This window comes from Methylotenera sp. E1MeOHC1 (genome assembly GCF_058745595.1).
This window is the reverse complement of record NZ_CP196025.1, coordinates 2517724-2540144: the sequence shown is the minus strand read 5'-3', so window position 1 is coordinate 2540144 and position 22421 is coordinate 2517724. Positions and strand designations below refer to the sequence as shown.

General features: G+C 39.2%; 20 protein-coding genes. 16 read left to right on the top strand and 4 right to left on the bottom strand.

The features are described from left to right. The 13 genes from ACSSU7_RS12005 (at position 1) to ACSSU7_RS11945 (ending at position 15646) form a co-directional block, all read left to right on the top strand. Positions 1–1569 carry a type I restriction-modification system subunit M gene (locus ACSSU7_RS12005; RefSeq protein ID WP_492516696.1) on the top strand — a complete coding sequence of 523 codons (1569 nt, stop codon included), beginning with the start codon at positions 1–3 and terminating at the stop codon, positions 1567–1569. Then, positions 1553–2785, top strand: coding sequence for a restriction endonuclease subunit S (locus ACSSU7_RS12000; protein WP_492516695.1), 1233 nt, complete (start codon positions 1553–1555; stop codon positions 2783–2785). Before ACSSU7_RS12005 ends, ACSSU7_RS12000 begins: the two co-directional genes overlap by 17 nt. Positions 2786–2788: 3 nt before the next feature. Further along, positions 2789–5932 carry a type I restriction endonuclease subunit R gene (locus ACSSU7_RS11995; protein ID WP_492516694.1) on the top strand — a complete coding sequence of 1048 codons (3144 nt, stop codon included), beginning with the start codon at positions 2789–2791 and terminating at the stop codon, positions 5930–5932. Positions 5933–6033: 101 nt separating this feature from the next. After that, entirely contained in the window at positions 6034–7482 is a 1449-nt protein-coding gene (locus ACSSU7_RS11990) for a deoxyguanosinetriphosphate triphosphohydrolase family protein (protein ID WP_492516693.1), read from the top strand. Then, positions 7475–8197 (top strand): hypothetical protein, encoded by a 723-nt coding sequence (locus tag ACSSU7_RS11985; protein WP_492516692.1) that lies wholly within the window; start codon positions 7475–7477, stop codon positions 8195–8197. Before ACSSU7_RS11990 ends, ACSSU7_RS11985 begins: the two co-directional genes overlap by 8 nt. 334 nt (positions 8198–8531) lie before the next feature. Further along, on the top strand, positions 8532–10307 hold the full coding sequence (locus tag ACSSU7_RS11980; protein ID WP_492516691.1) for a P-loop ATPase, Sll1717 family: 1776 nt from the start codon (positions 8532–8534) through the stop codon (positions 10305–10307). A gap of 211 nt (positions 10308–10518) precedes the next feature. Beyond that, positions 10519–10908, top strand: coding sequence for a hypothetical protein (locus ACSSU7_RS11975; protein WP_492516690.1), 390 nt, complete (start codon positions 10519–10521; stop codon positions 10906–10908). 65 nt (positions 10909–10973) lie between these two features. Continuing rightward, positions 10974–11645: a hypothetical protein gene (locus tag ACSSU7_RS11970; protein WP_492516689.1), complete on the top strand. Its 672-nt coding sequence runs from the start codon at positions 10974–10976 to the stop codon at positions 11643–11645. Between the two features lie 20 nt (positions 11646–11665). Then, positions 11666–11995 (top strand): heavy-metal-associated domain-containing protein, encoded by a 330-nt coding sequence (locus tag ACSSU7_RS11965; RefSeq protein WP_492516688.1) that lies wholly within the window; start codon positions 11666–11668, stop codon positions 11993–11995. Continuing rightward, on the top strand, positions 11996–12406 hold the full coding sequence (locus tag ACSSU7_RS11960) for a hypothetical protein (protein WP_492516687.1): 411 nt from the start codon (positions 11996–11998) through the stop codon (positions 12404–12406). Between the two features lie 716 nt (positions 12407–13122). Further along, the gene (gene flhD / locus ACSSU7_RS11955; protein ID WP_019897544.1) at positions 13123–13440 is read left to right on the top strand and encodes a flagellar transcriptional regulator FlhD; all 318 of its coding nucleotides are present in this window, start codon (positions 13123–13125) and stop codon (positions 13438–13440) included. Positions 13441–13452: 12 nt separating this feature from the next. Then, entirely contained in the window at positions 13453–14820 is a 1368-nt protein-coding gene (gene flhF, locus ACSSU7_RS11950) for a flagellar biosynthesis GTPase FlhF (RefSeq protein WP_492516686.1), read from the top strand. Then, positions 14813–15646, top strand: a complete 834-nt coding sequence (locus ACSSU7_RS11945) for a MinD/ParA family ATP-binding protein (RefSeq protein ID WP_492516685.1) — start codon at positions 14813–14815, stop codon at positions 15644–15646. Before flhF ends, ACSSU7_RS11945 begins: the two co-directional genes overlap by 8 nt. 105 nt (positions 15647–15751) lie before the next feature. On the opposite strand, the gene ACSSU7_RS11940 is transcribed toward ACSSU7_RS11945, so the two are convergent. Then, the gene (locus ACSSU7_RS11940) at positions 15752–16168 is read right to left on the bottom strand and encodes a BLUF domain-containing protein (protein WP_492516684.1); all 417 of its coding nucleotides are present in this window, start codon (positions 16166–16168) and stop codon (positions 15752–15754) included. Positions 16169–16393: 225 nt separating this feature from the next. On the opposite strand from ACSSU7_RS11940, the gene ACSSU7_RS11935 reads away from it, so the two are divergent. Next, positions 16394–16681, top strand: a complete 288-nt coding sequence (locus tag ACSSU7_RS11935; RefSeq protein ID WP_492516683.1) for an EF-hand domain-containing protein — start codon at positions 16394–16396, stop codon at positions 16679–16681. A gap of 180 nt (positions 16682–16861) precedes the next feature. Here ACSSU7_RS11935 and nhaA read toward each other — a convergent pair whose 3' ends face one another. The 3 genes from nhaA to ACSSU7_RS11920 all read right to left on the bottom strand — a co-directional run bounded on the left by nhaA (position 16862) and on the right by ACSSU7_RS11920 (position 19978). After that, positions 16862–18028 carry a Na+/H+ antiporter NhaA gene (gene nhaA, locus ACSSU7_RS11930; RefSeq protein WP_492516682.1) on the bottom strand — a complete coding sequence of 389 codons (1167 nt, stop codon included), beginning with the start codon at positions 18026–18028 and terminating at the stop codon, positions 16862–16864. A gap of 62 nt (positions 18029–18090) precedes the next feature. After that, positions 18091–19218: a GNAT family N-acetyltransferase gene (locus tag ACSSU7_RS11925; RefSeq protein WP_492516681.1), complete on the bottom strand. Its 1128-nt coding sequence runs from the start codon at positions 19216–19218 to the stop codon at positions 18091–18093. A gap of 202 nt (positions 19219–19420) precedes the next feature. After that, positions 19421–19978 (bottom strand): EF-hand domain-containing protein, encoded by a 558-nt coding sequence (locus tag ACSSU7_RS11920; protein ID WP_492516680.1) that lies wholly within the window; start codon positions 19976–19978, stop codon positions 19421–19423. 328 nt (positions 19979–20306) lie between these two features. Between ACSSU7_RS11920 and ompR the strand changes: the two genes are divergently transcribed. Further along, positions 20307–21035, top strand: coding sequence for an osmolarity response regulator transcription factor OmpR (ompR, locus tag ACSSU7_RS11915; protein WP_492516679.1), 729 nt, complete (start codon positions 20307–20309; stop codon positions 21033–21035). Positions 21036–21110: 75 nt separating this feature from the next. After that, positions 21111–22418, top strand: coding sequence for an ATP-binding protein (locus ACSSU7_RS11910; protein ID WP_492516678.1), 1308 nt, complete (start codon positions 21111–21113; stop codon positions 22416–22418). The last annotated feature ends 3 nt before the right edge of the window (positions 22419–22421 follow it).

Here is a 22421-nt window from a genome sequence, read left to right as displayed (position 1 = left end):
ATGGCTGCAAAGCAAAAAAACAATAAAAGCATTGAAGAAACTTTATGGGAGTCCGCTAACAAACTGCGCGGTACAGTTGAGTCGTCTGAATATAAGCATGTAGTTTTAGGGCTTATCTTCTTAAAGTTTGCTAGTGATAAGTTTGAAGAACGTAGGCAAGAGCTTATTGCTGAAGGTAAAGAAAAGTACTTAGAAATGGTGGAGTTTTACACCATGAAGAATGTATTCTATTTGCCAGAGATTTCACGTTGGAGCTATTTAATTGCAAATGCCAAACAAGATGATATTTCTTTAAAAATTGATACAGCCCTTTTTACTGTAGAAAAAAACAACCCAGCGCTTAAAGGCGCATTGCCTGACAACTATTATTCAAGACTAAGCCTAGACGTTGCTAAGTTAGCATCCCTTCTCGATACCATTAACAACATAGACACGCTGAAAGACAAATCTCAGGATATTGTCGGACGTGTATACGAGTATTTTCTAAGTAAATTTGCTTTGGCTGAAGGCAAAGGCAAAGGCGAGTTCTATACCCCTAAAAGCATTGTAAATCTAATTGCCGAAATGCTAGAACCATATAAAGGGATTATCTACGACCCTGCATGTGGCTCAGGTGGTATGTTTGTACAATCCATCAAGTTTATTGAGAGCCATCATGGCAATCAAAAAGATGTTTCAATTTATGGCCAAGAACAGACCGCCACCACTTACAAATTAGCCAAAATGAATTTGGCTATTCGAGGCATATCAGCCAACTTGGGTGATATTGCTGAGGATACTTTTTTTAAAGATCAGCATAAGGACTTAAAAGCTGACTTCATTATGGCGAACCCTCCATTTAACCAGAAGCAATGGAGAGCCGAAAATGAGTTGAAAGATGATCCTCGTTGGGCTGGCTATGATGTGCCACCAACAGGTAATGCTAACTATGCTTGGATTTTAAACATTGTTTCAAAACTCTCTGAAAATGGTGTGGCTGGGTTTCTATTGGCAAATGGCGCTTTGAGTGGAGGTGGTGAAGAATACAAAATACGTAGAAAACTAATTGAAAATAACTTGGTGGAAGCCATTGTGGTACTCCCTCCAGATATGTTTTATACCACTAATATTAGTGTCACACTTTGGATTTTGAATAAAAACAAAAAAACTCGAACTATTGAGCAAAATGGTAAATTGAAAAAATATCGTAACCGTGAAAAGGAAGTTCTGTTTATAGATTTGCGAGAAGTGGGTATCCCGTTTGAGAAAAAATATACTCAGTTTTCAGTAGAAGATATTAAAAAAGTTACCGAAACTTACCACCACTGGCAGCAAACAGATTTTGAAGCAACATATCTAAATGAAGCGGAGTATTGCTATTCAGCCTCATTTGATGAAATTGCAAAAAAAGATTTCTCCTTGGTTCCTAGCAAGTACATTCAGTTTATAAACCGTGATGAGAATATAGACTTTGATGAAAAGATGTCTGCATTACAGATTGAGTTTGCAGATTTACTAAAAGCAGAAAAGTCCTCTAGAGATGATTTATTAACCGTATTTAAAGAACTGGGTTATGAGATCAAATTATAAAAGGCTTGCTGATTATATTCAGGAAGTGAATGTTCGTAATACCGATTTAAAAATCAATAATCTCTTAGGGATTAATATTGATAAGTTTTTTATGCCGTCAGTTGCAAACATTGTAGGCACTGATATGACAACTTATAAAGTTGTCAAAAAGGGTCAATTTGCATGTAACAGAATGCATGTGGGTCGCGACAAACGATTGCCCGTTGCCTTATTAAAACAAGATGAAGATGTAATAGTTTCTCCAGCCTACAATGTGTTTGAGATTGTTGACACCGATAGTCTATTACCAGAATACTTAATGATGTGGTTTTCTCGTAAAGAGTTTGATCGCAATGCTTGGTTTTATACTGATGCTGATGTGCGAGGTGGGCTAAATTGGAAAGATTTTTGCAATATGCAAGTCGCCATTCCTTCCATCACCAAGCAGAAAGAAATTGTAAAAGAATACAACGTGCTACTGGATAGAGTAAATCAGAATAAACAACTCATTCAGAAACTAGAAGAAACAGCACAGACTATTTACAAGCAATGGTTTGTTGATTTTGAATTTCCTGACGGAAACGAAAATCCCTATAAATCCAGTGGTGGCGAAATGGTGTTAAATGAAAAATTGGAAAAGGAAATCCCGAAGGGGTGGGAACCAACAAAAGTTGGAGATTTATGCAAATGTAATGCTTCAACATTATCTTTAAGAGATAAATTTGAAACAATTGAATATTTGGACACAAGTAATATTACAAATAATGAAATTGAAGAATTGCAAATATTAAATCTAAATTTTGATGAACTACCTAGCAGAGCGAAACGCAGAGTAAAGCATGATGATATTATTTTTTCAACCATAAGACCTAATTTAAAGCACTTTGGAATTTTAAAGAACATAAATAAGAACATGATTGTTTCTACTGGCTTCGCTGTACTAAGTAAAACACAGCCAAACTTATGTAGTGAATTGCTATATCTAAGCATTACGAAAGATGAAAATTTACAAAACTTACAAGCTAAAGCTGAAATGAGTGTTTCAACTTACCCTTCTATTAAACCAGAAGATTTGCTTGATCTCGATTTCATTTTGCCGTCGAAAGATATTTTAGAGAAAGCAACGTCCGTTTTCGTATCAATATTTAATTTACTTGGAAATCTTCAGAAAGAAAAAAAAGTAGCGAAATCATTTTATGACATTCTTCTTTCTAGATTAGCAACAATTGAGAATTAGATAATGAAATTCACCGAAGAAGTCTTAGAACAAGCCGTGATTGAGTTATTTGAAGCTGAAGGTTATCTGCATCAAAACGGCATGCACATTCATAAAGAAATAAGTGATGTGCTACTTCCTGATGATTTAAAAACTTATTTACTCAGTCGTTATGCGGCAGATGAAATTACCAATAACGAAATAGTCAGCATTATCCGCCAAATGGAAGTGTTACCTTCATCTGCCTTATACGATAGCAATAAAGCTATCAATAAAATAATTGCAGATGGTTTCGTGCTCAAACGTGAAGACCGAAGAAAAAAAGATTTATTCATTCAGCTAATTGATTTTGCAGCAATTGAAAATAATATTTTTAAAATTGTGACTCAATTAGAAATACAGGGTTTTGAAAAGCGCATACCTGATGGCATTGTATATATCAATGGTTTGCCATTAGTGGTTTTGGAATTTAAAAGTGCCATTAAAGAAAACACCACTATTAAAGATGCATATACACAACTCACCGTACGATACCGCAGAGATATACCCGAGCTATTTAAATACAATGCTTTTTGTGTGATTAGTGATGGTGTAAATAACAAGTCAGGCTCACTATTTGCGCCATATGATTTTTTTTATGCTTGGCGCAAAATTAATGCTAGCGATGAAACAGTGGATGGTATCAATTCACTATTTAGCATGGTAAAGGGATTGTTTAATAAGCAGCGATTACTTGATGTAATTCGTAATTTTATTTACTTCCCTGACACTTCAAAAGATGAAGTAAAAATTGTTTGTCGCTATCCTCAATATTACGCAGCTAATAAGCTGTTTGATAATATTAAGTTAAATCAACGCCCTCATGGTAACGGCAAAGGCGGCACATATTTTGGTGCAACGGGTTGCGGTAAAAGCTATACCATGTTGTACCTTGCGCGGTTACTGATGAAAAGCACTCACTTTGCTAGCCCAACCATTGTAATGATTACTGATAGAACAGACTTGGATGACCAGCTATCTGCTCAATTCACTAATGCCAAAGAGTTTATCGGTGATGATAATGTTGTAAGTGTGGAAACGCGTGAAGACTTAAAAACCTATCTACAAAACAGAAATAGTGGTGGCGTATTTTTAACTACCATACATAAATTTACAGAAAGCACCGAGTTGCTGACTGAGCGCAACAATGTTATTTGTATTTCAGATGAGGCGCATCGCTCCCAAATTAATTTAGATCAAAAGTTAAAAATTACTGATAAGGGCGTAGAAACCAAGTACGGTTTTGCTAAGTACCTTCATGACTCATTACCAAATGCAACCTATGTAGGCTTTACAGGAACACCTATTGACGGCACGTTAGAGGTGTTTGGCCCACCTATAGACTCTTACACCATGAAGGAGTCTGTAGAAGATGAAATCACGGTAAGAATTGTTTATGAAGGCAGAGCAGCGAAAGTATTGCTCAACCCTGAGAAGCTTAAAGAGATTGAAGAGTATTATAAAAAATGTGCTGAAGAAGGTGCGAACGAATACCAGATTGAAGAAAGTAAAAAAGCTGTTACTAGCATGGAAGTGATTTTAGGTGACCCTAAGCGACTAAAATTACTAGCCAAAGACTTTGTTGAGCATTATGAAAAAAGAATTGATGAAGGGGCTAGTGTTAAAGGCAAAGTCATGTTTGTATCAAGCAGCAGGCCCATAGCCTATAACTTATACAAAGAAATTATTGAGTTGCGCCCAGAGTGGGCCGAAGTAAGGCCCTGTGATGATGGGGTAGAACTTACTGAAGATGAGAAGAAAGAGTTAAAACCCATTGAGAAAATTAAGATGGTGATGACTCGGCATAAAGATGACCCTAAAGCTTTGTATGACATGCTTGGGACTAAAGATGATAGGAAAGAGCTAGATCGTCAGTTTAAAAACGCTAAATCTAACTTCAAAATAGCGATGGTTGTGGATATGTGGTTAACAGGCTTTGATGTGCCGTTTTTGGAAGCCATTTACATAGATAAGCCATTACAACAGCATTCATTAATACAAAGCATTTCTAGAGTAAACCGCGTATATGAAGGTAAGGAAATGGGGCTAGTTGTCGATTACATCGGCATAAAAAGTAATATGAATACAGCACTAGCCAAATACTCGAAAGTGCATGAAGACGATTTTGATGATATTGATAAAGCACTTAAAGTTGCTAGAGACCAGTTAGATTTATTGGCAAAACTATTTTATAAGTTTGATGCTAGCGTATTCTTTAGCGGTTCACCTTTGCAAAGATTAGATTGTTTGAATCGAGCTGCTGAGTTTGCTCAACTCACAAATGATATTGAAAAAAGATTTGTCGCAATAGTTAAAAAGTTACGTTCTTCTTATGACTTGTGCTGTTCAAGTGAAGAATTGACTCAAAGCGAAAGAGATCACATTCATTTCTATTTTGCAATTAAAGCAATTATTCATAAGTTGACTATAGGTGAAGCGCCAGATACCGCAAAGATGAATGATTATGTACGAGAAATGATTCATGAAGCCTTAATCAGTGACGGAGTTGAAGAGGTATTTAAGTTAGATAATAACGACCCTAAAAATCTAGATATATTCAGTGATGAGTATATGGCGAAGATTGATAAAATTACTTTGCCAAATACTAAAATCAAACTTCTGCAAATGTTGCTAGCTAAAGCGATTGAAGAGTTTAAGAAAACTAACAAAATTAAAGGCGTGGATTTTTCTAAAAAACTTCAAAAACTTGTTGAAGTGTATAACGAGAGAAAAGATTTTGAAGTGTTGCAAAGTCATGTTCTAGATGATGTAGCAGAGCAGTTTGCCAGCCTGTTTAAAGAGCTACAAGAAGAGCGAAGCTCATTTGAAGACTTAGGTATCAATTTTGAGGAGAAAGCGTTTTACGACATCCTTAAAGCCATCGCTCAGAAATACAAATTTGATTACGCAGAAGATAAATTGATAAAGCTTTCAAAAGAAGTTAAATCAATAGTGGACGATAAAGCAAAATATACTGATTGGGCAAAAAGAGACGATATACGAGCAGAGCTAAAAGTTAGTTTAATTTTAGTACTTGCTGAAAACGGTTACCCACCATTTACTAAGGATGAAGTGTTTAAAGAGATATTTGATCAAGCTGAGAATTTTAAGAAGTATTCTGCTACATGAAAACTCCATTTAAATTAAACTTTTATTTACAACTTATCTAATTAACTTACTTACCAAGTATTAGAAAATACATTTTATTAAAAAAGGTTATATAAATTAATATGAATACTAATGCTGATGTATGGGGGAAGCTTTTAAATTCCGAAAGACGCAAACCTGAAGGCTCACCTAAAGCTGCAGATGATATAAGAACACAAATTGAACGCGATTTTGACCGCATCTTATTTTCAACCCCTGTCAGGAGGTTGGCCGACAAAACTCAGGTATTTCCTTTAGATAAAAATGATAGCGTCAGAACTAGATTAACTCACTCACATGAAGTATCTAACTTAGCAAGAAGTATAGGTACGGCAATTGTATTTCACGACCATATAGCTTCCCAAGTTCCCGACGCTCAAAGAAACATACCAGCGCTATTAGCCGCCATTGGCTTAGCACACGACCTAGGCAACCCTCCTTTTGGCCATCAAGGTGAATCAGCAATTCAAAGTTGGTTTATAGAACATGAGGATTTAGTACTTGGCCCTTTAAAGGATAATACCCAGCATGTCGAAGATTTTAAAAAGTTTGAAGGTAATGCTCAGGGATTTAGATTGCTAACAAGGCTTCAGTTGCTTAACGATAATTTCGGCCTTGATCTCACCTATGCAGCACTAGCTGCATTAATGAAATACCCAACCTCATCCGATCAAATAGATGATAAGAAAGTTGCAAAAAAGAAGCATGGATTTTTTGCTTCAGAGCAAGACATTGTTGAGGATGTGTTAGAAAAAACTGGTTTATCTTTAGGCAAAAGGCATCCTTTGGCTTACATTATGGAAGCTAGCGATGATATTGCATACGTAGTGCTAGATATTGAAGATGCTGTTAAAAAAGGATTTGCTTCATTTTCAGATCTCATTTCTTATCTTGAACATCATTCTAATAAAGATACCGTAATTGATAATGTGGTTACGAATAGCTTAAATAAACATAATGAGTATAGAAAAAGTAAAGCTGCGGAGAGTCTTTCGCCTGCAGAACTTAACGACATTTCTATGCAAAGATTTAGGGTGTACGCAATCAGTGAATTAATTACAATTGCGAGAAAAGCGTTTGTAAGTAATATTAACATTTTCATTGATGGCTCATCAGATAAAGGACTTTTAGAAATTAGTGAAGGTGAAAACCTTAGAAAGCACTTAAAAGACTTTGCTAAAAAAAATGCTTATAAGAATAAAGAAGTGTTAAAAGTCGAATTAGGGGGATACAATGTAATCCGAGGATTGATGTATATATTCTGGGCAGCTATTGTTGATCGTAAGAAAGAAGATGATGTAAGCTCTCCACGCAATAACCCATTTACAAAATTTGTTTATGGACGAATTTCAGAAAACTATCGCAGAGTATTTGAGGACAATAAAAATACTATGCCAACTCGTTATAAAGAATGTCAGCTTTTAACGGATATGATTTCTGGTATGACCGACTCTTATGCAACTAATCTTTTTGAAGAGCTTTCTGCAATAAAAGGCGATTTTGATCCTAAATCTATGCTAAAAAATGATTAAACATAGTAAATTAACTAATCAGATAACTAATTATCTTAATTATGACTCGCCCGAGAGACATCTAATTAAGTCTACACTTCTCGAAATTTCAACAAAATTACCTGAAACCGCTATTTTTGGTGGCATGCTTAGGGAGTTCGCCTTAGGAAAAGCAAGAGAATTTTCATCAGATATTGATTTGGTATCGTATGCTAGTCAATATGAAATTTATTCAGCAATCAAGCAATACAACCCTAAAAAAAATAAATTTGGTGGCTACAGATTTGCAGTTGAACACCGTATGTATGATATTTGGTCGTTAGATGACACGTGGGCTTTCCGCGAGGGTATTATCAAAGGCACTCAGTTTAAGGATTTATTAAATACTACTTTCTTCAATTTAGATTCGGCAATATTTCATTTGGGTAAAGAAGAGTGTTATGTACCCGATGGCTATAAGGAATGGATTGAAAAATACTTATTAGAAATAAATATGCAGGAAAATCCTTCTCCTGCAAATATGGCAAGACGTGCTATAAATATGGCAACAAATAAGCAACTCAATATTGGGCCAAAACTTAGTTCATTTATATTTAGTCAAGAAGCTGACTTATCCAAAGATTTAATTACTAAATTATTTATCAAGGGGCTTAAAATTCACCTGGATAAAACTCCAGAAGCAAAATATGTCTTTCAACCACAAGAGTCAATTTTTTCTACTCTACATAAACTCTAAAAAATACTACTAGCAATAGTAATTGACGGTATATTTGACGGTATATGTAATTTTAAATATCAAAAGACATATATTCAACAAGGAATATAGGGAGATGTTTGGTTGACTCTTTCCCACCAATAAAGACGCCTCATTCGAAAGAATGGGGCGTTTTTCTTTTCTGCATTTTCTCGATTAGTAGCCATCTAGTAGCCAGTAGGAACATTATAAAGCTAATTTTAAGGCGTTTGATAGAGCTACTGAGCACGAATAAATAGCATTCTAAATCTCTACATCTCACGATAAATGAAATAATTAAAATTATCAGTATTATTTAGTCACAGTACATCATAAAATGATATTAGCAACTAACAATATCAAAGAACCAATAATTAAGATGTTTTATAAAAAAACAATTAAACCCGTCCACTTCGATACACAAAAATTATCTGACTTTCACTTTGGAACAGCCGATGCGCAATCTGATGAAGTTTTATCTTATTGCTTCCAAAAAATAAGCGGCGTCACTGAGTTCCTTGGCGGAACTAAAAGTATAGTACTAGGCGAAAGAGGGGCTGGTAAGTCAGCACTTTTCAAGTTAATTTCTGATAATACAATCCAATTCAACACTAAAAGAAGTAACTCAAGAATAGATTTAATAGTACCTTTAAATGATGATCTTGATTACATTTCAATATCTCAGGCAATTGATACAAGATTTATTGGAAAATCAGTAAAACCTCATTCTAAATATAGATTTTTATGGGAGCTCTACATTTTAGATAGAGTAATTAAACGCCTTGAAGAATCGAAAGTAGAAAAGAATTTAGAGTTTGAAGAGCTCAAGAATGATGTCGAAAGAGCTCTAGGGTCAGCCAATCAAAAGAAAGGGTTTTTTGAATCTATCAAAAATACTAAATTTACCGCATCCACAAAATATGACCCTGTCACGGCATCAATCACTCCATCTTTCAGTGCTGAGCCTTCTGCAAATGCAACAACAAATGGCATCGAAATTAGCGATAAAGACATTTCCCAAATAAGCAAACGGTTGCGAAAGTTTATCGACAAAAACACAAACTATGCAGTAACAGTCTTAATCGACAAGATTGATGATTTTGTTGTCGATATTGAATATGAAGAACAACTTAAGAACGTACAAGCTATTGTTGAATGCGCAAACGACTACCGATTCCCTCAAATCAAAGTCAAATTATTTTTACGATTAGATTTATTCAACAGGTTAAATTTTGAAAGAATCGGATATGACAAAATATACAGCCAAACAACAACTCTCGAATGGTCAAAAGAGGACATATGTGAGTTTGTAGCAAGACGTCTAATCTACAACTTTTTCGAAAATGAAGTTCCCATCAAACTTGATATAGACTTCAAGGCTTTAGATTTGGACTTAACATTACGAAACCAATTAATTAATTTAGCGCAATCAAGCGATAAAGATTTTTTTTCAAAAATAAAAACTAATACCGAACAAATAATCTTAAAAGTGAAAGCTCAATGGGCTATCTTCAGGAAGACCTCTCACACTGCTAGAAAAACAAACTTAGCACAGGAAATGTCTCTTACTGTAATTTCAAAAATATTTCCTAGAAAAACAAATCATTTCACTGTTAAATGTAAAAAAGAGCTTTTAAATATAGATGATTTTTTTGCTAGTCATTTTAAATTTGGGAGCAACAACCCAAACCCTAGATTGGTTCTGATGTTCCTTAACAACGTATTTGAATTAGCAAATCGGTATTATTACAACAATTCAGACTTAAGGATACTTGAGCTTAATTCGGACAATGGTTATGAGTTGATACTCAAAGATCACATTGATGAAGCTTATAAAATTTTACAAACCACTAGCAGAAAAACAGTTGCAAATTTCAACACCTCTTGGAAAAGAAATATTGATCAATTTTTTTCCAATCTTGGGGCTCCAATCAAATGCTCAGGCTTAACTATTGATGATATAAAAGAAAAGGCTGGACTCGAAGATGATGAAAACGAAATAAGAAGGTTCATTGCTTTCTTTTCACATATTGGATTATTTATAACTGAGAATCCTAACGCCCCGTTTGAATCTAGAAAATTCGAAATCCCCACTTTACTAAGAATGTGCTAACAATAATCAATGGTTTTCGTTCTTAAATGTCCTTTATATCTAGTCTAAAGAACAAGCCGCAATGTACTCAGTCCGCCGCTGACACGTGCGGGCGGTGCGCTTCTCGCCTTGCCTGAAATGGCGCTGGTAAAATGTTACGTTCAATAGGGAAATATATTTGTATAGCCACTTCAGTTTGCAACTTTTCTAACTTAAGTGCATCATAAGGGCTGTGAGAAAACAATTTTTACATTTACTGGTGGCACTTTTAGTATTGCTAATGCCAATGCAGGCTGTTTCTATGCAAATGGCAATGAACCAAGCTAACAGTGTAGAAACTGGTCACCACACCGCGATGCTTAGTGAGCAAGACTCACAGCAAAGTACGGCGATGAGCGAACATTGTAAAATGCAAATGCATCATGGCAAGCAAACTCAGCAAAAGCCCGCTTATTGCTTAGGTAGCACTTGTTCAGTGATATGTGCTGGCTTGGTGCTAGCTATGCCATTTTTTACTTTAGCAACTAGCCCGACTGTAAATGATTTCACCTCTTTTGTTGCCCCCCATTTTCACTCTCAGGCACCTGACTCCTTAGAACGACCTCCTCGCACCTTTAGTTAATTTCTCTTGATGCCAGCACTTTTTGCTGGCCATTAACAATTTAGAAATTGATTAGGAGTGCCATCATGCAACTTTCCAGTTGCTTCAAGTTTTTACTTAAGCTTGGACTTTTTGTATCCAGCTTTAATGCAGCCGCCGGCCCCATGGGCTTTAAAGATTCATTTATGGCAATGGGTGACTTTAATAGCAACTGGCGTGAGGCCTTTGTGAATTACGCCATCACCCCTCGCGATGCTTTTGGTGTCGGTGCGACTTATATGCGCTCTGATGATGAAACCAAAACACGCACACTAGAAGAGTTCACCTACACCAGCTTACTCAAGCGCTGGAACTTGCCTAACTCGCAAGCCAACTTATGGTTTACAGGTGGCATTGGTGCAATACAAGGTGAAAACGATTTAGTTGGGAAAGACCATCATTTTGACAAAGTGATGGTCACCCCAGGGGTTCAGTTTGATTATGAAACCACCCGCGTTTACTTTGCTGCAGCGCATCGCCTATATCGTGCGGAACATATTAATCATGATTTCACTAGCGTGCGAGCTGGCTTCTCATTTTATGAAACCGATTACGACAAAACTCAACCATGGGCAATTTTAGAAGCCCGCAACATGAATGGCTTATCGGACAAGATTGAAGTCACGCCCATGTTGCGCCTCATTAATAAAAGTTATTTTGTAGAGGCCGGGGTTAATAACTCTGGCCAGCCACGCTTTAACTTTATGTACATATTTTAATGATTATTAAGGAATTTATTATGAAAAAACTATTATTAGCATCAACCATTATCGCTGCATTATTTAGCCAAGCCGCATTTGCCACACAAACCATTAAAGCCAATGTAAACGGTATGGTGTGTGCATTTTGTGCACAGGGCATAGAGAAGAAAATGCGCGCTCTTTCACAAACCAAAGACGTTTATGTCAATTTAAAGCAGCGTATCGTGGCAGTAGAGCTTAAAGAAGGGCAAACTTTATCTAACGACACGGTAAAAGACTTGATCAAAGATGCAGGTTACGAAGTGACTAGCATTGAGATCAGCAGCCACCCGATTGAACACATTAAAGCAGAAATGGAGTCAAAATAAATGTTACCTACTTCTGCCAACCAAGAAATGGCTAGCCTTAGGAAAACAAAGTCCGCGTCATTTATCTCTCTATTTACCAGTGGCGGCACGCTGATTTGTTGCGCACTACCCGCCACATTGGTGGGGCTGGGTGCCGGTGCGGTGATGTCGTCATTAGTAAGCAATGTGCCGCAATTGGTATGGTTTTCTGAGCATAAGCTAGGCGTGTTTATATTTGCTGGCGTGATGCTTGCGCTATCAGGTTATTTGCAGTGGCAGGCACGCAGCCTGCCATGCCCAGCAGATGCAGAGCTAGCGGCGGTATGCATACGTACACGCAAAACCTCCCTGCGGGTATATATCGCATCCGTCATCATCTTTTTAATCGGAGGGTTCTTTGCTTTTATAGCGCCTTTAATCTTATACGCTTAACATGTTGCGTATTTGCATTACAGAAGCGCATGTAAATAATAAATAGAGACTTTAAAATTAAATTTGACTGAGTATCAATAAATTTACAATGATAAAGTTAGTGCTAAAGAACTAGTTTGCTAACAAAGACGCCTCATTCCAAGGCATGTGGCGTCTTTGTTTTATGCCAAAATTTGGCTAAAAGACTATTACAGAAGCATATAATTTTTTCACAATTGAAACAATTAGTTAACCATCTGAAATAATTCATTAATTACTGGCCAGTATGATAGCCACATATATTGAATTGATTTGCAATATATACTCTCTCAAAGTTTGTAGCGCTTTTTTGCAGAAGCGCTATTTTTTTGCCCGCTTTTTGGGTAATCTCCCAATTTTTAATTTTAGCGCCTAAACGTTAAGCCAACTAAAAGCGCACCATCTACGCTCAAAGCATCAAATTTTAGTTACATGACGCCTTAATTCACTGCTTAAAACACCAATTTCTGTTCTAATTTATTAATAGTTTACATACGCTAGGTCAGCCATCTACGCGGGTTTGCAGGTTTATTGGCATATAGAACAATGTCTCCCAAATACCATCGAAACAATGTAAGACAAACACCTACAAAATAAATAGACAAATAGCCATTGGTTGAATCGGACTAAAGAGTTACATTTCACCAAGCCAATTGCAGCATGGTTTTTACAATAGAAACAACGAATTAGGAAGCAAAATGAATGTAAAAGATATGATGTCCGAAATTAAGGACGCAAATCTCAACTATTTGATGATGGCTAAGCAGCTCATCAGTTCAGATAAAGCGACCGCCATGTTTCTTTTAGGCATCAGTAAAGAGATTGCTGATTTGCTAGAAAGCCTAAGTAATATGCAGGTTGTAAAACTGAGCAGTACAAATATGATGCTGACTCGTTTCCGATTTGACGACAGTGCAGTACTAGGTATGCTGACTAATTACTCAAAAGATCGCGATCAGGCGCATTTACACACATCTGTTCTGCTGGCGAGTCAATCGGCTGAGCAAATTTCCTAATAAGAATTAAGTATGAATATAAAGCAATTTTTTGGTATTAACTCTCGCGAAGCGCTCAAACAGGTGCGTATGGAGCTTGGCGAGGATGCCATTATTTTATCCAACCGCGCAGTAGATGGCGGCAATAGAATCACCGCATTAAAAGAGGAAGATTTAGACGCGATTGTTGACAACGCAGCCACTATGGAAGCGTCATACCGTACCCACACAGAAGGTTTTGGTGAAGACAACCCATCAGCGTTAATCTCAGTAATCAATAAAAAAATTGAGGGCTTTCATAGCAATCAGGCGCAACCTTTTGCGCCGAGCATGATGGAGCCAGAAACTCCTGCAACCAAAACGCAAGCCGAGCCAGCATTTACACAGCCAGCACCAGACACCATCATGCAGGCATCTATGTTAGATGCTAGCCAAAAAATGACTGAGATTTTGAACGAGATGCGCAGCATGCGTGATGTGTTTGAATCTCAACTCACTACGATTGCCTGGAGCAACACACAGCAGCAATACCCAACAAAAACAAGAATACTAAACATACTGCTGTCTTCTGGCTTTAGTGCTGCACTTGCCAGAATGTTATCTGAAAAAATGCCTGCAAATCTCAATGAAGCCAAAGCGCTTGCTTGGGTAAAGGCAATTTTAAGCAAAAATCTGGACAGCATCCCTAACGAAATGGGTATGCTTGACCAAGGCGGCATTTTCGCACTCATCGGCCCTACGGGCGTTGGCAAAACAACCACCACAGCTAAACTAGCCGCACGCTATGTAATGAAACATGGCACTGAGAGCTTAGGCCTAATTACTACCGATGCTTATCGTATCGGGGGTCACGAACAACTTAGAATATATGGCAAGATTCTTGGTGTGATGGTACACGCAGTTAAAGACGAAGCCGATCTTAAAATCGCACTTAACGAACTCAAAAACAAACGTACGATTTTGATTGATACCGTTGGCGTGAGTCAGCGCGACACAATGGTAACAGAGCAAATTGCAATGCTCTCTAACACCAACGCCGGCATTAAAAAGCTGCTTTGCCTTAACGCCACCAGCACAGGCGAGACACTCACTGACGTAATTAGAGCTTATAGAGGCAAGGGCTTGGATGGCACCATCATTACCAAGTTGGATGAAGCTGTCACCATTGGCGGTGTACTCGACGTTATTATCAGAGGCAAGCTAAAGCTTTATTACTTGGCCAATGGTCAACGTGTGCCTGAAGATATCCATTTATCAAACAAGAGTTACTTGATTCAAAAAGCACTAAAAATTGGTGCAGATGGCCACTCATTGCAGTTTAAAAATGAAGAGTTGCCATTTATCATGGCTAATACCAGACCATCAGTAAATACTTTATCTACAGAGATTAGCCGTGGTTAGTTTCAAAAATGATCAAGCGGCGGGCCTACGTCGCATCATGGCAGCGCCAAAACCTCGTGTAGTGTCAGTGATTTCAGCCTCATCTGCAGATCAGTCACGCATGATGATTAACTTGGCAGCATCCATTCGTGCGCAAGGCAGTGATGTATTGATAGTGCATGCATCAAGTACTACGCGCGAAGCTAGTTATGAGGTTGATAAAACCCCTACGCTCCTAGAAGTTGCTAAAACATCAGCGTCGCTATCTGTAGCAATTAAAAACACCAAGCAAGAGTTCGCCGTAGCTAAACTACTACCTAAAAATCAGGTAAGCACGCCGCTCAACAGCAAAGCTGGTGCAGTACTGAACCAATTATTTGATGAATTAGTCGTGCAATATGAAATTGTATTGGTCGATGCAACACTAAATAACGATGACTTGTTGCCGCTACAAACACTCAATAACAGCGACATTTTGATTCAACTCACACGCGAGCCAGAATCAATTAAAGATGCATACACGCTCATTAAACGCATTTGCAGCCAGCTTGGCAGACGCTCTTTTGGCATTATTGTAGATGATGCCAATGACGCACAAGCAGAAGTCGTTTTTAACAATATTGCGCAAGTAGCCAAACGTTTTATGCAAATCGAACTAGAGTTCTTTGGTGCAATTCCAGCAGATGTACATTTAGGCAAAGCTGCAAAACTTGGGCGCCCAGTCATTGATGCATTCCCACTCACCCCAGCCTCAAATGCATTTAAACAAATTGCTCAACGTTTAAACAGCAAAAGCACACGTATCGCGGATATTGACATGCTATACAGCACTAGCGCCATGGTTTAGCTACTGCTTTAACTGACACATAAAAATGGCTCCGCTTCACTGGAGCCATTTTTTATTGCGCATTAAAAGCCAACACTGACAGTTAACCCTGCATAACGAGAGAGCCTAGCTATCTCTTTTAGCGTTATTTAATCTACGCAAAAAATCACGCATCGTATCTCTAAAGCAATCTGGCTCAATGGTTTCAGTTGCCCTTGAATTTAAATCAAATATCTTTTGATAGGCAATTGGATCACACTGAATCGTACCCATCGACCAATCACCAAACATACGCTTATTGGTATAAGTAATATAAACAATCTGATTAAGACTATTGCGGGCATCTTCACAAATAGTGACATACAGCCTTAACACAGCAAGCTCAGGGCCTTCTAGCACCTGCATAAACAGCTGGCCACCATATAACAAAACGCCCGTAACATCTGCCTCATGATTATTTTTCTGAGACTTTTTTAATATATCGGCAATGTCCTGCTCAGTAATATCTTGTGCAGCCTGGCTACTGTATAACAATCTAATCATAAAACCCCTGCTTTACCCTCTACAGACTGCGTCAACCATATCAGAATCAGCCCCAACGACGCGCTAATTTAAATACAAAATAGCTACATTAGTGATATTGAATGCTAAATCTTTAATTAGCACCTCCATCACGAAATCTTTATATCAAACACGTGTCAACAGTATACTGACTGTCACGTTAATTGAACTAGCAGTTGCTTGCTAGTTTATTAAAAAGGAGTTTTCATGAAAATTACACAAGTTTTACTCACGACTACGTTGCTGTTTGGTCTAACGCAAGCGGCCTACGCTAATCATCATGGTGTCGAAGATGGCAAACAGGGTTGCCATAAAGCGGATACCAACAATGATGGCGCGATATCACGTGACGAGTTTATGGCAAAGCATCAGGCACGTGCTGAAAAAATGTTCACAAAATTAGATACAAATAAAGACGGGAAAATTGATGCTGATGAACGCAAAGCAGCGCACGCAGCAATGGAGCGCCACCACACTCCACCAGAAAAGAAATAGCAATACAGCAAAGATAGAGCCTCTTCCTAACAGCTAGGAAGAGGCTCTATCTTTCCCCCAAGTATAAGCACTCTTACGGATATGAGAAACTTATACGTCACATTTTAAGTTGACTTAACATCTTCATCTAACACAACTTCTGCGTAGCGCATGAGAGCCAATGCAAAAATTGGCTGTATTTTACACCCTGCTCTTGCCTAACACCCTCAGCCAAAGGAAACCTAAGACTCCAGCAGTCAATGACGCTAATAGAATCGCCATCTTGGAGGTGTTTATCACTTCAGGGCTACCTAGAAAAGCTAGATTAGTAATAAAAATAGACATAGTAAAGCCGATGCCACCGAGCATGCCTGCGCCAGTGATATGCGACCACTTAAGATCAGTAGGTAACTGACATATGCCGATCAAAACTGCAAAGTAACATATTAAAACAATACCTACTGGCTTACCGAGAATTAAACCCATGGCAATACCAAGACCATTTAAACTTGTCAGACCGCTGAGCCAATTTGAGTCGAAGGTAATGCCTGTATTCGCCAATGCAAAAATTGGCAAAATAATAAATGCCACAGGCTTATGTAGAAAACTCTCTAATCGATGCGAAGGGGATTGCTTGTCATTATCTTTCGCTGCGAATGGAATCGCAAAAGCCAACATGACGCCTGCAATCGTTGCGTGAATGCCTGATTTGAGCATGAAAAACCACATAAGCAGACCGCCAATAATGTATGGCAAAAGTAACATTACTTTGAATGCTCGATTAAGCATCACGAGCAGTGCCATTACAACAAAAGCACCGGCAAGATATACAACCGAGAGTTGGGCCGTATAAAACAAAGCAATAACTACAATTGCGCCCAAATCATCTATAACGGCAAAAGCAACAACAAATACTTTCAGCGAAGCTGGTATACGTTTACCAAGAATCGCCAATACTCCTAATGCAAAAGCGATATCGGTTGCCATTGGTATACCGATACCATCCTGCGTTGGCGTGTCATGATTCAGCATGAAATAAATAAGTGCAGGGACGAGCATCCCACCTATAGCAGCAACAATAGGAAGTAGCGCGCTTTTAAAGTTAGAAAGCTCACCTATATAGAGTTCACGCTTGAGCTCCAATCCAATAAGCAGAAAAAACACAGCCATCAAGCCATCGTTAATCCAGAGCTCCAAACTTAATCCACTAAATTCTACTTGCCAGAAATTTAAAAACGCATGGCCAATTGATGAGTTGGTCATCAGAATTGCGATTAATGTACAGAAAATGAGCAAAATTCCGCTCGATTTTTCTGATGCGAAAAAGTTATTAAAGGTGTTAGATAGTTTTACTGATGCTGGAATCATTTGCTACTCGTTATTTTTAATCTACTGAATAATATATGTATTTGCTAACTTGCGCTGGCTGATTAACTTTGCGATTTAAATGGCGCACGTTCATCTAGCTCATTGGTATAAGCCGCTAGCCCTGCGGACTCCTGCGCAACAAAATCTTGGATAGCTGCCGCAAAGTCTTGGTTTGCAATAAAGTGAAAAGAACAAGTCGGCCTGGCTTTAAAGCCACGGGCCAGCTTATGCTCGCCCTGCGCACCGCCCTCAAAATATTTTATATTTTCTGCAATACAAAACTCTTGGGCTTGATAATAGCAAAGTTCAAAGTGCAGATTGGGAACATACTGTAGCGCACCCCAGTAGCGGCCATACAGTGTAGTTTTATCGTAAATATTTAAAGCTGCGGCAACTGGATTGCCATCTAAATAAGCAATGATTAACAAGATATGCTGCGGCATACTACTGCCAATAATCTTGAAAAATTCACGCGTCAAATACGGTGTGGATCGATGCTCATGGTAAGTATTTTCATAACACTGATAGAAAAAGTCCCATTGCTCAGCCGTAACTTCTCCACCTTTAATTGACTTACATACCACGCCAGAAGCAGCGACTTTCTTCCGCTCTTGCCTAATCTTTTTGCGTTTATCATGGCTTAATTGGCTTAAGAAGTCATCAAAATTGGCATAGCCATGATTGTGCCAACGAAACTGTACGCCATGCCTTTGCATCCACCCGGCCTCTTCAAATGCCTTTGCAGAATCATTATCAGGGAACAACACATGCGCAGATGACATTTTATTTTGCTGCATAATTTGCAACAACGCATTGATGAGCAACGGCTTCGCATCAGGATCACTAGTAAGTAAACGGGTGCTGGTAATTGGGGTAAATGGAATCGCTGAAACAAGCTTGGGGTAGTAGTTAAGACCGTTACGTTCATACGCCTCAGCCCATGCCCAATCAAACACATATTCGCCATATGAATGATACTTCACATAGAGCGGCATAGCGCCGATCAATTGCGCATCATCATACAGCAGTAGCGGAGAAGGCTGCCAACCGGTGCCGCCACCGACAGATTTTGACGTCTCGAGCGCACTCAAAAAAGCATGTGCTAATAGCGGCATACCATCAAGCAAGCCATCCCAAGCTTTGGCAGGAACTCGTGCTACACCATCGCCAACTTCAAGCCTTAACGCCATACACCAGCACCATATCTGTTCATGATTGATACCTAATTATGCATCAAGGCACAGGTAATACGCTTAACTTTAAAGATGATTTTTTAAGGCAAGGAAAAACAGAAATTTGCACCAATGTCGATAAAATCAACATGAAGAATATATCAAAGGGGGCTGAACAATGAGAGTGGCTGGAGGCGTGGTGACTGTTGTCAGTGCAGCTCTATAGCGCTTTTTTTTTGGAGGAATTTGTTGCCTGTTTATTCTTTGCTTTAGCGTCTTCTAACGCTTCGGCCTCAATGGCTTTTCTTTGCTTCTCTAACTGTATTGCCGCCTCAGCAGCTCTGCGACGCTCTAGGATTCTCGCCTGTGCTTCTACCAGTTCGTTTAAAGAAATGACGCCATCCTGATTGGTATCTACACTGTTGAAATGTCTGGCGATTTGCGGCAGTTTCTCTGTGGCTTCTTGTCGATCTATCGTGCTGTCATTATTTGAGTCTGCTTCAAAAAAGCGCGCTTCAATGCTTTCTTGCATCGCGCGCCTGCGCTCTTCAATTTGGTCATGGCTAGGGTCAATGGAGCGGGCGTAATCTTCAAGTGCTTTACGTAGCATTTCTCTACGCTCAGGGCTAAAGTTCAGGTTTAAAGTCTTTTGGTAGCCTTCTTTAGCCTCATCTTCAGCGGCACGCTCGCCATCTGTCGCACGTCTAGGCTTTTCAGCTGCCGCAGACAGATTGTTCCTACTGCCAGGGTTAGCGCTTAAAGTTAGACTTAAGCTCATGCATAAAACTAGGCACGCGTACTTGGTCAATGACATATTGTTTAGCAAAATCAAATCCAAAAGATCAAGGTTCCAATATTGAGCATTACGATTGAAGTTGCATTATCATGAAGCACGTTTGTTAATTGAATGTTTCATTAAACGGTGAAATTGTAAGGAATTGTAAATTTTTTCGACATAAATCGTGAGACTGTAGATAAAATTGCAAGTTCAAGCACATAAAATTTAATATAAATATAAATTTAGCATACACTTTGCAGTTATTGAAAATAATATTGTTTTTACAATTACTCAACACAACGCTATTAAAAATTAAGGTTTAAACATAATGATGGCCGATCAAAATAAAAAAATCTTAGTCGTAGATGATGATGTCCGTTTACGTGAGCTATTGCAACGCTACCTCACCGAGCAGGGGTTTACCGTTAAAACGGCCAATGACGCTAAAGAAATGGACAGCATACTTGCCAACGATGCGATTGATTTATTAGTGCTGGATTTGATGTTACCGGGTGAAGATGGCTTATCTATTTGCCGCAGGATGCGCGGTAGTGCCGCAATGATGCCAATTGTAATGCTCACTGCGCGTGGCGATGAAGTAGATAGAATTATTGGCTTGGAAATGGGTGCTGATGATTACTTACCGAAACCATTTAACCCTAGAGAGCTATTAGCACGCATTAATGCGGTGCTACGCAGACACGAGCGCTTGGTACCGAGCGCACCCGCAAATGCAGCAGAGAATATCACCATCGGCGACTTTGTGTTCAATGCTTCGACGCGCTCACTTAGCCGTCAAGGCACAGCCATTGCTATTACCAGCGGTGAGTTTGCATTATTAAAGGTGTTTGTTGACCATCCGCGCCAGCCGCTATCACGTGACAGGCTGATGCAGCTGGCACGCGGGCGTGAATTAGATGTGTACGACCGCAGTATTGATGTGCAGGTTTCTCGCTTACGTAAGTTAATTGAACCTGACCCGGCTCACCCACGCTACCTGCAAACCATGTGGGGCTTTGGCTATGTGTTTATACCAGATGGTGAAGCTGACAACTAAAAATCTCAAGACAGGCAATTGCACTCCCACAACTGCCTGACCAAATGCTAACTTTTATCATTTAAGCCAACCACATTGCGCCTGTTACCCAAAAAGCTACTCTCAAGAATCATGTTGCTTATCGCCGTTTTATTAGCGATAGGCCAGTTTGCATCTTTACAGATTTTTGAGTACTTTGAGCGTGAACCACGCGCGCAAGCAACAGCATTACAAGCCGTTACAGTTGTTAATTACACACGTGCATCGCTGATTGCATCGCAAGAAAACCTGCGCTTAGCATTGCTCTCAGAATTAACCGGTAAAGAAGGTGTTCGTATTTATTACGCCGACTTTATGGAAGAAATTGCCCCACTCCCTGATGACCCATTCATCCACTTGGTGGCAGATAAGATTAGAGAGCGCCTTGGTGAACAAACCATTATTACCACCAAGCACTATGGCATCAGTGGCTTATGGGTCAGTTTTGGCATTGACCAGGATGACTTCTGGGTCGTAATACCGAACGTACACGTAGAGCGCCCGTTCCCTTGGCAATGGCTAGGCTGGATTGCCTTAGTCTTGAGTTTATCGTTAGCGGGCGGCTATTTACTTGCCGCACGTATTAACAAGCCACTAAACCTGCTGGTGAGCGCTGCTGACAAACTACGTAAAGGTGAGCAGCCAGAAAAACTTCCAGAAGACAGCGTGACTGAGCTACGCGAAGTAAGCACCACTTTTAACAAGATGGCTGAGTCGCTAGCAGAACTCGATGCTGAAAGAACGCTTATTCTTGCCGGTGTCTCTCACGATATTCGTACGCCCTTAGCGCGATTACGTCTTGCGGTAGAAATGCTACCTGAAAAAGATTGTGGCTACCTGAAGTCTGGCATGGTGCAGGATATTGCCGACATGGATAATATTATCCATCAGTTCTTAGATTTTGTTCGCGGCACAGAAGGCGAACCAACGCTGATGGTGGATATTAACACCTTGCTGCAAGCGCTGTATGAGAGACAACAGCGCGCTGGGCGCGACTTGGTAATTCAGCTGGCCCCCACTTATAAAGTGCCAATTAAGCCACTGGCAATGCAACGCTTATTAGACAATTTGGTAGGTAATGCTTACAACTATGGCGGCGGGCAAGTTCGCGTTAGCAGCCAGATACAGGCTGACTGGATTGTGATCAGCATTTTTGATAATGGCCCGGGGATTCCCGAAACCCATCTACAGAAATTATTACGCCCATTTGAACGGCTGGATACCGCACGTAGTAACGCAGGCGGCAGCGGTCTAGGCTTGGCAATTGCAGACCGCATTGCAAAGCTGCATCACGGTAAACTTGAGCTGATTAACCGGCCTGAAGGCGGCCTAGAAGCTAGGCTGAGCATTCCAATCAAGAACTAGCGA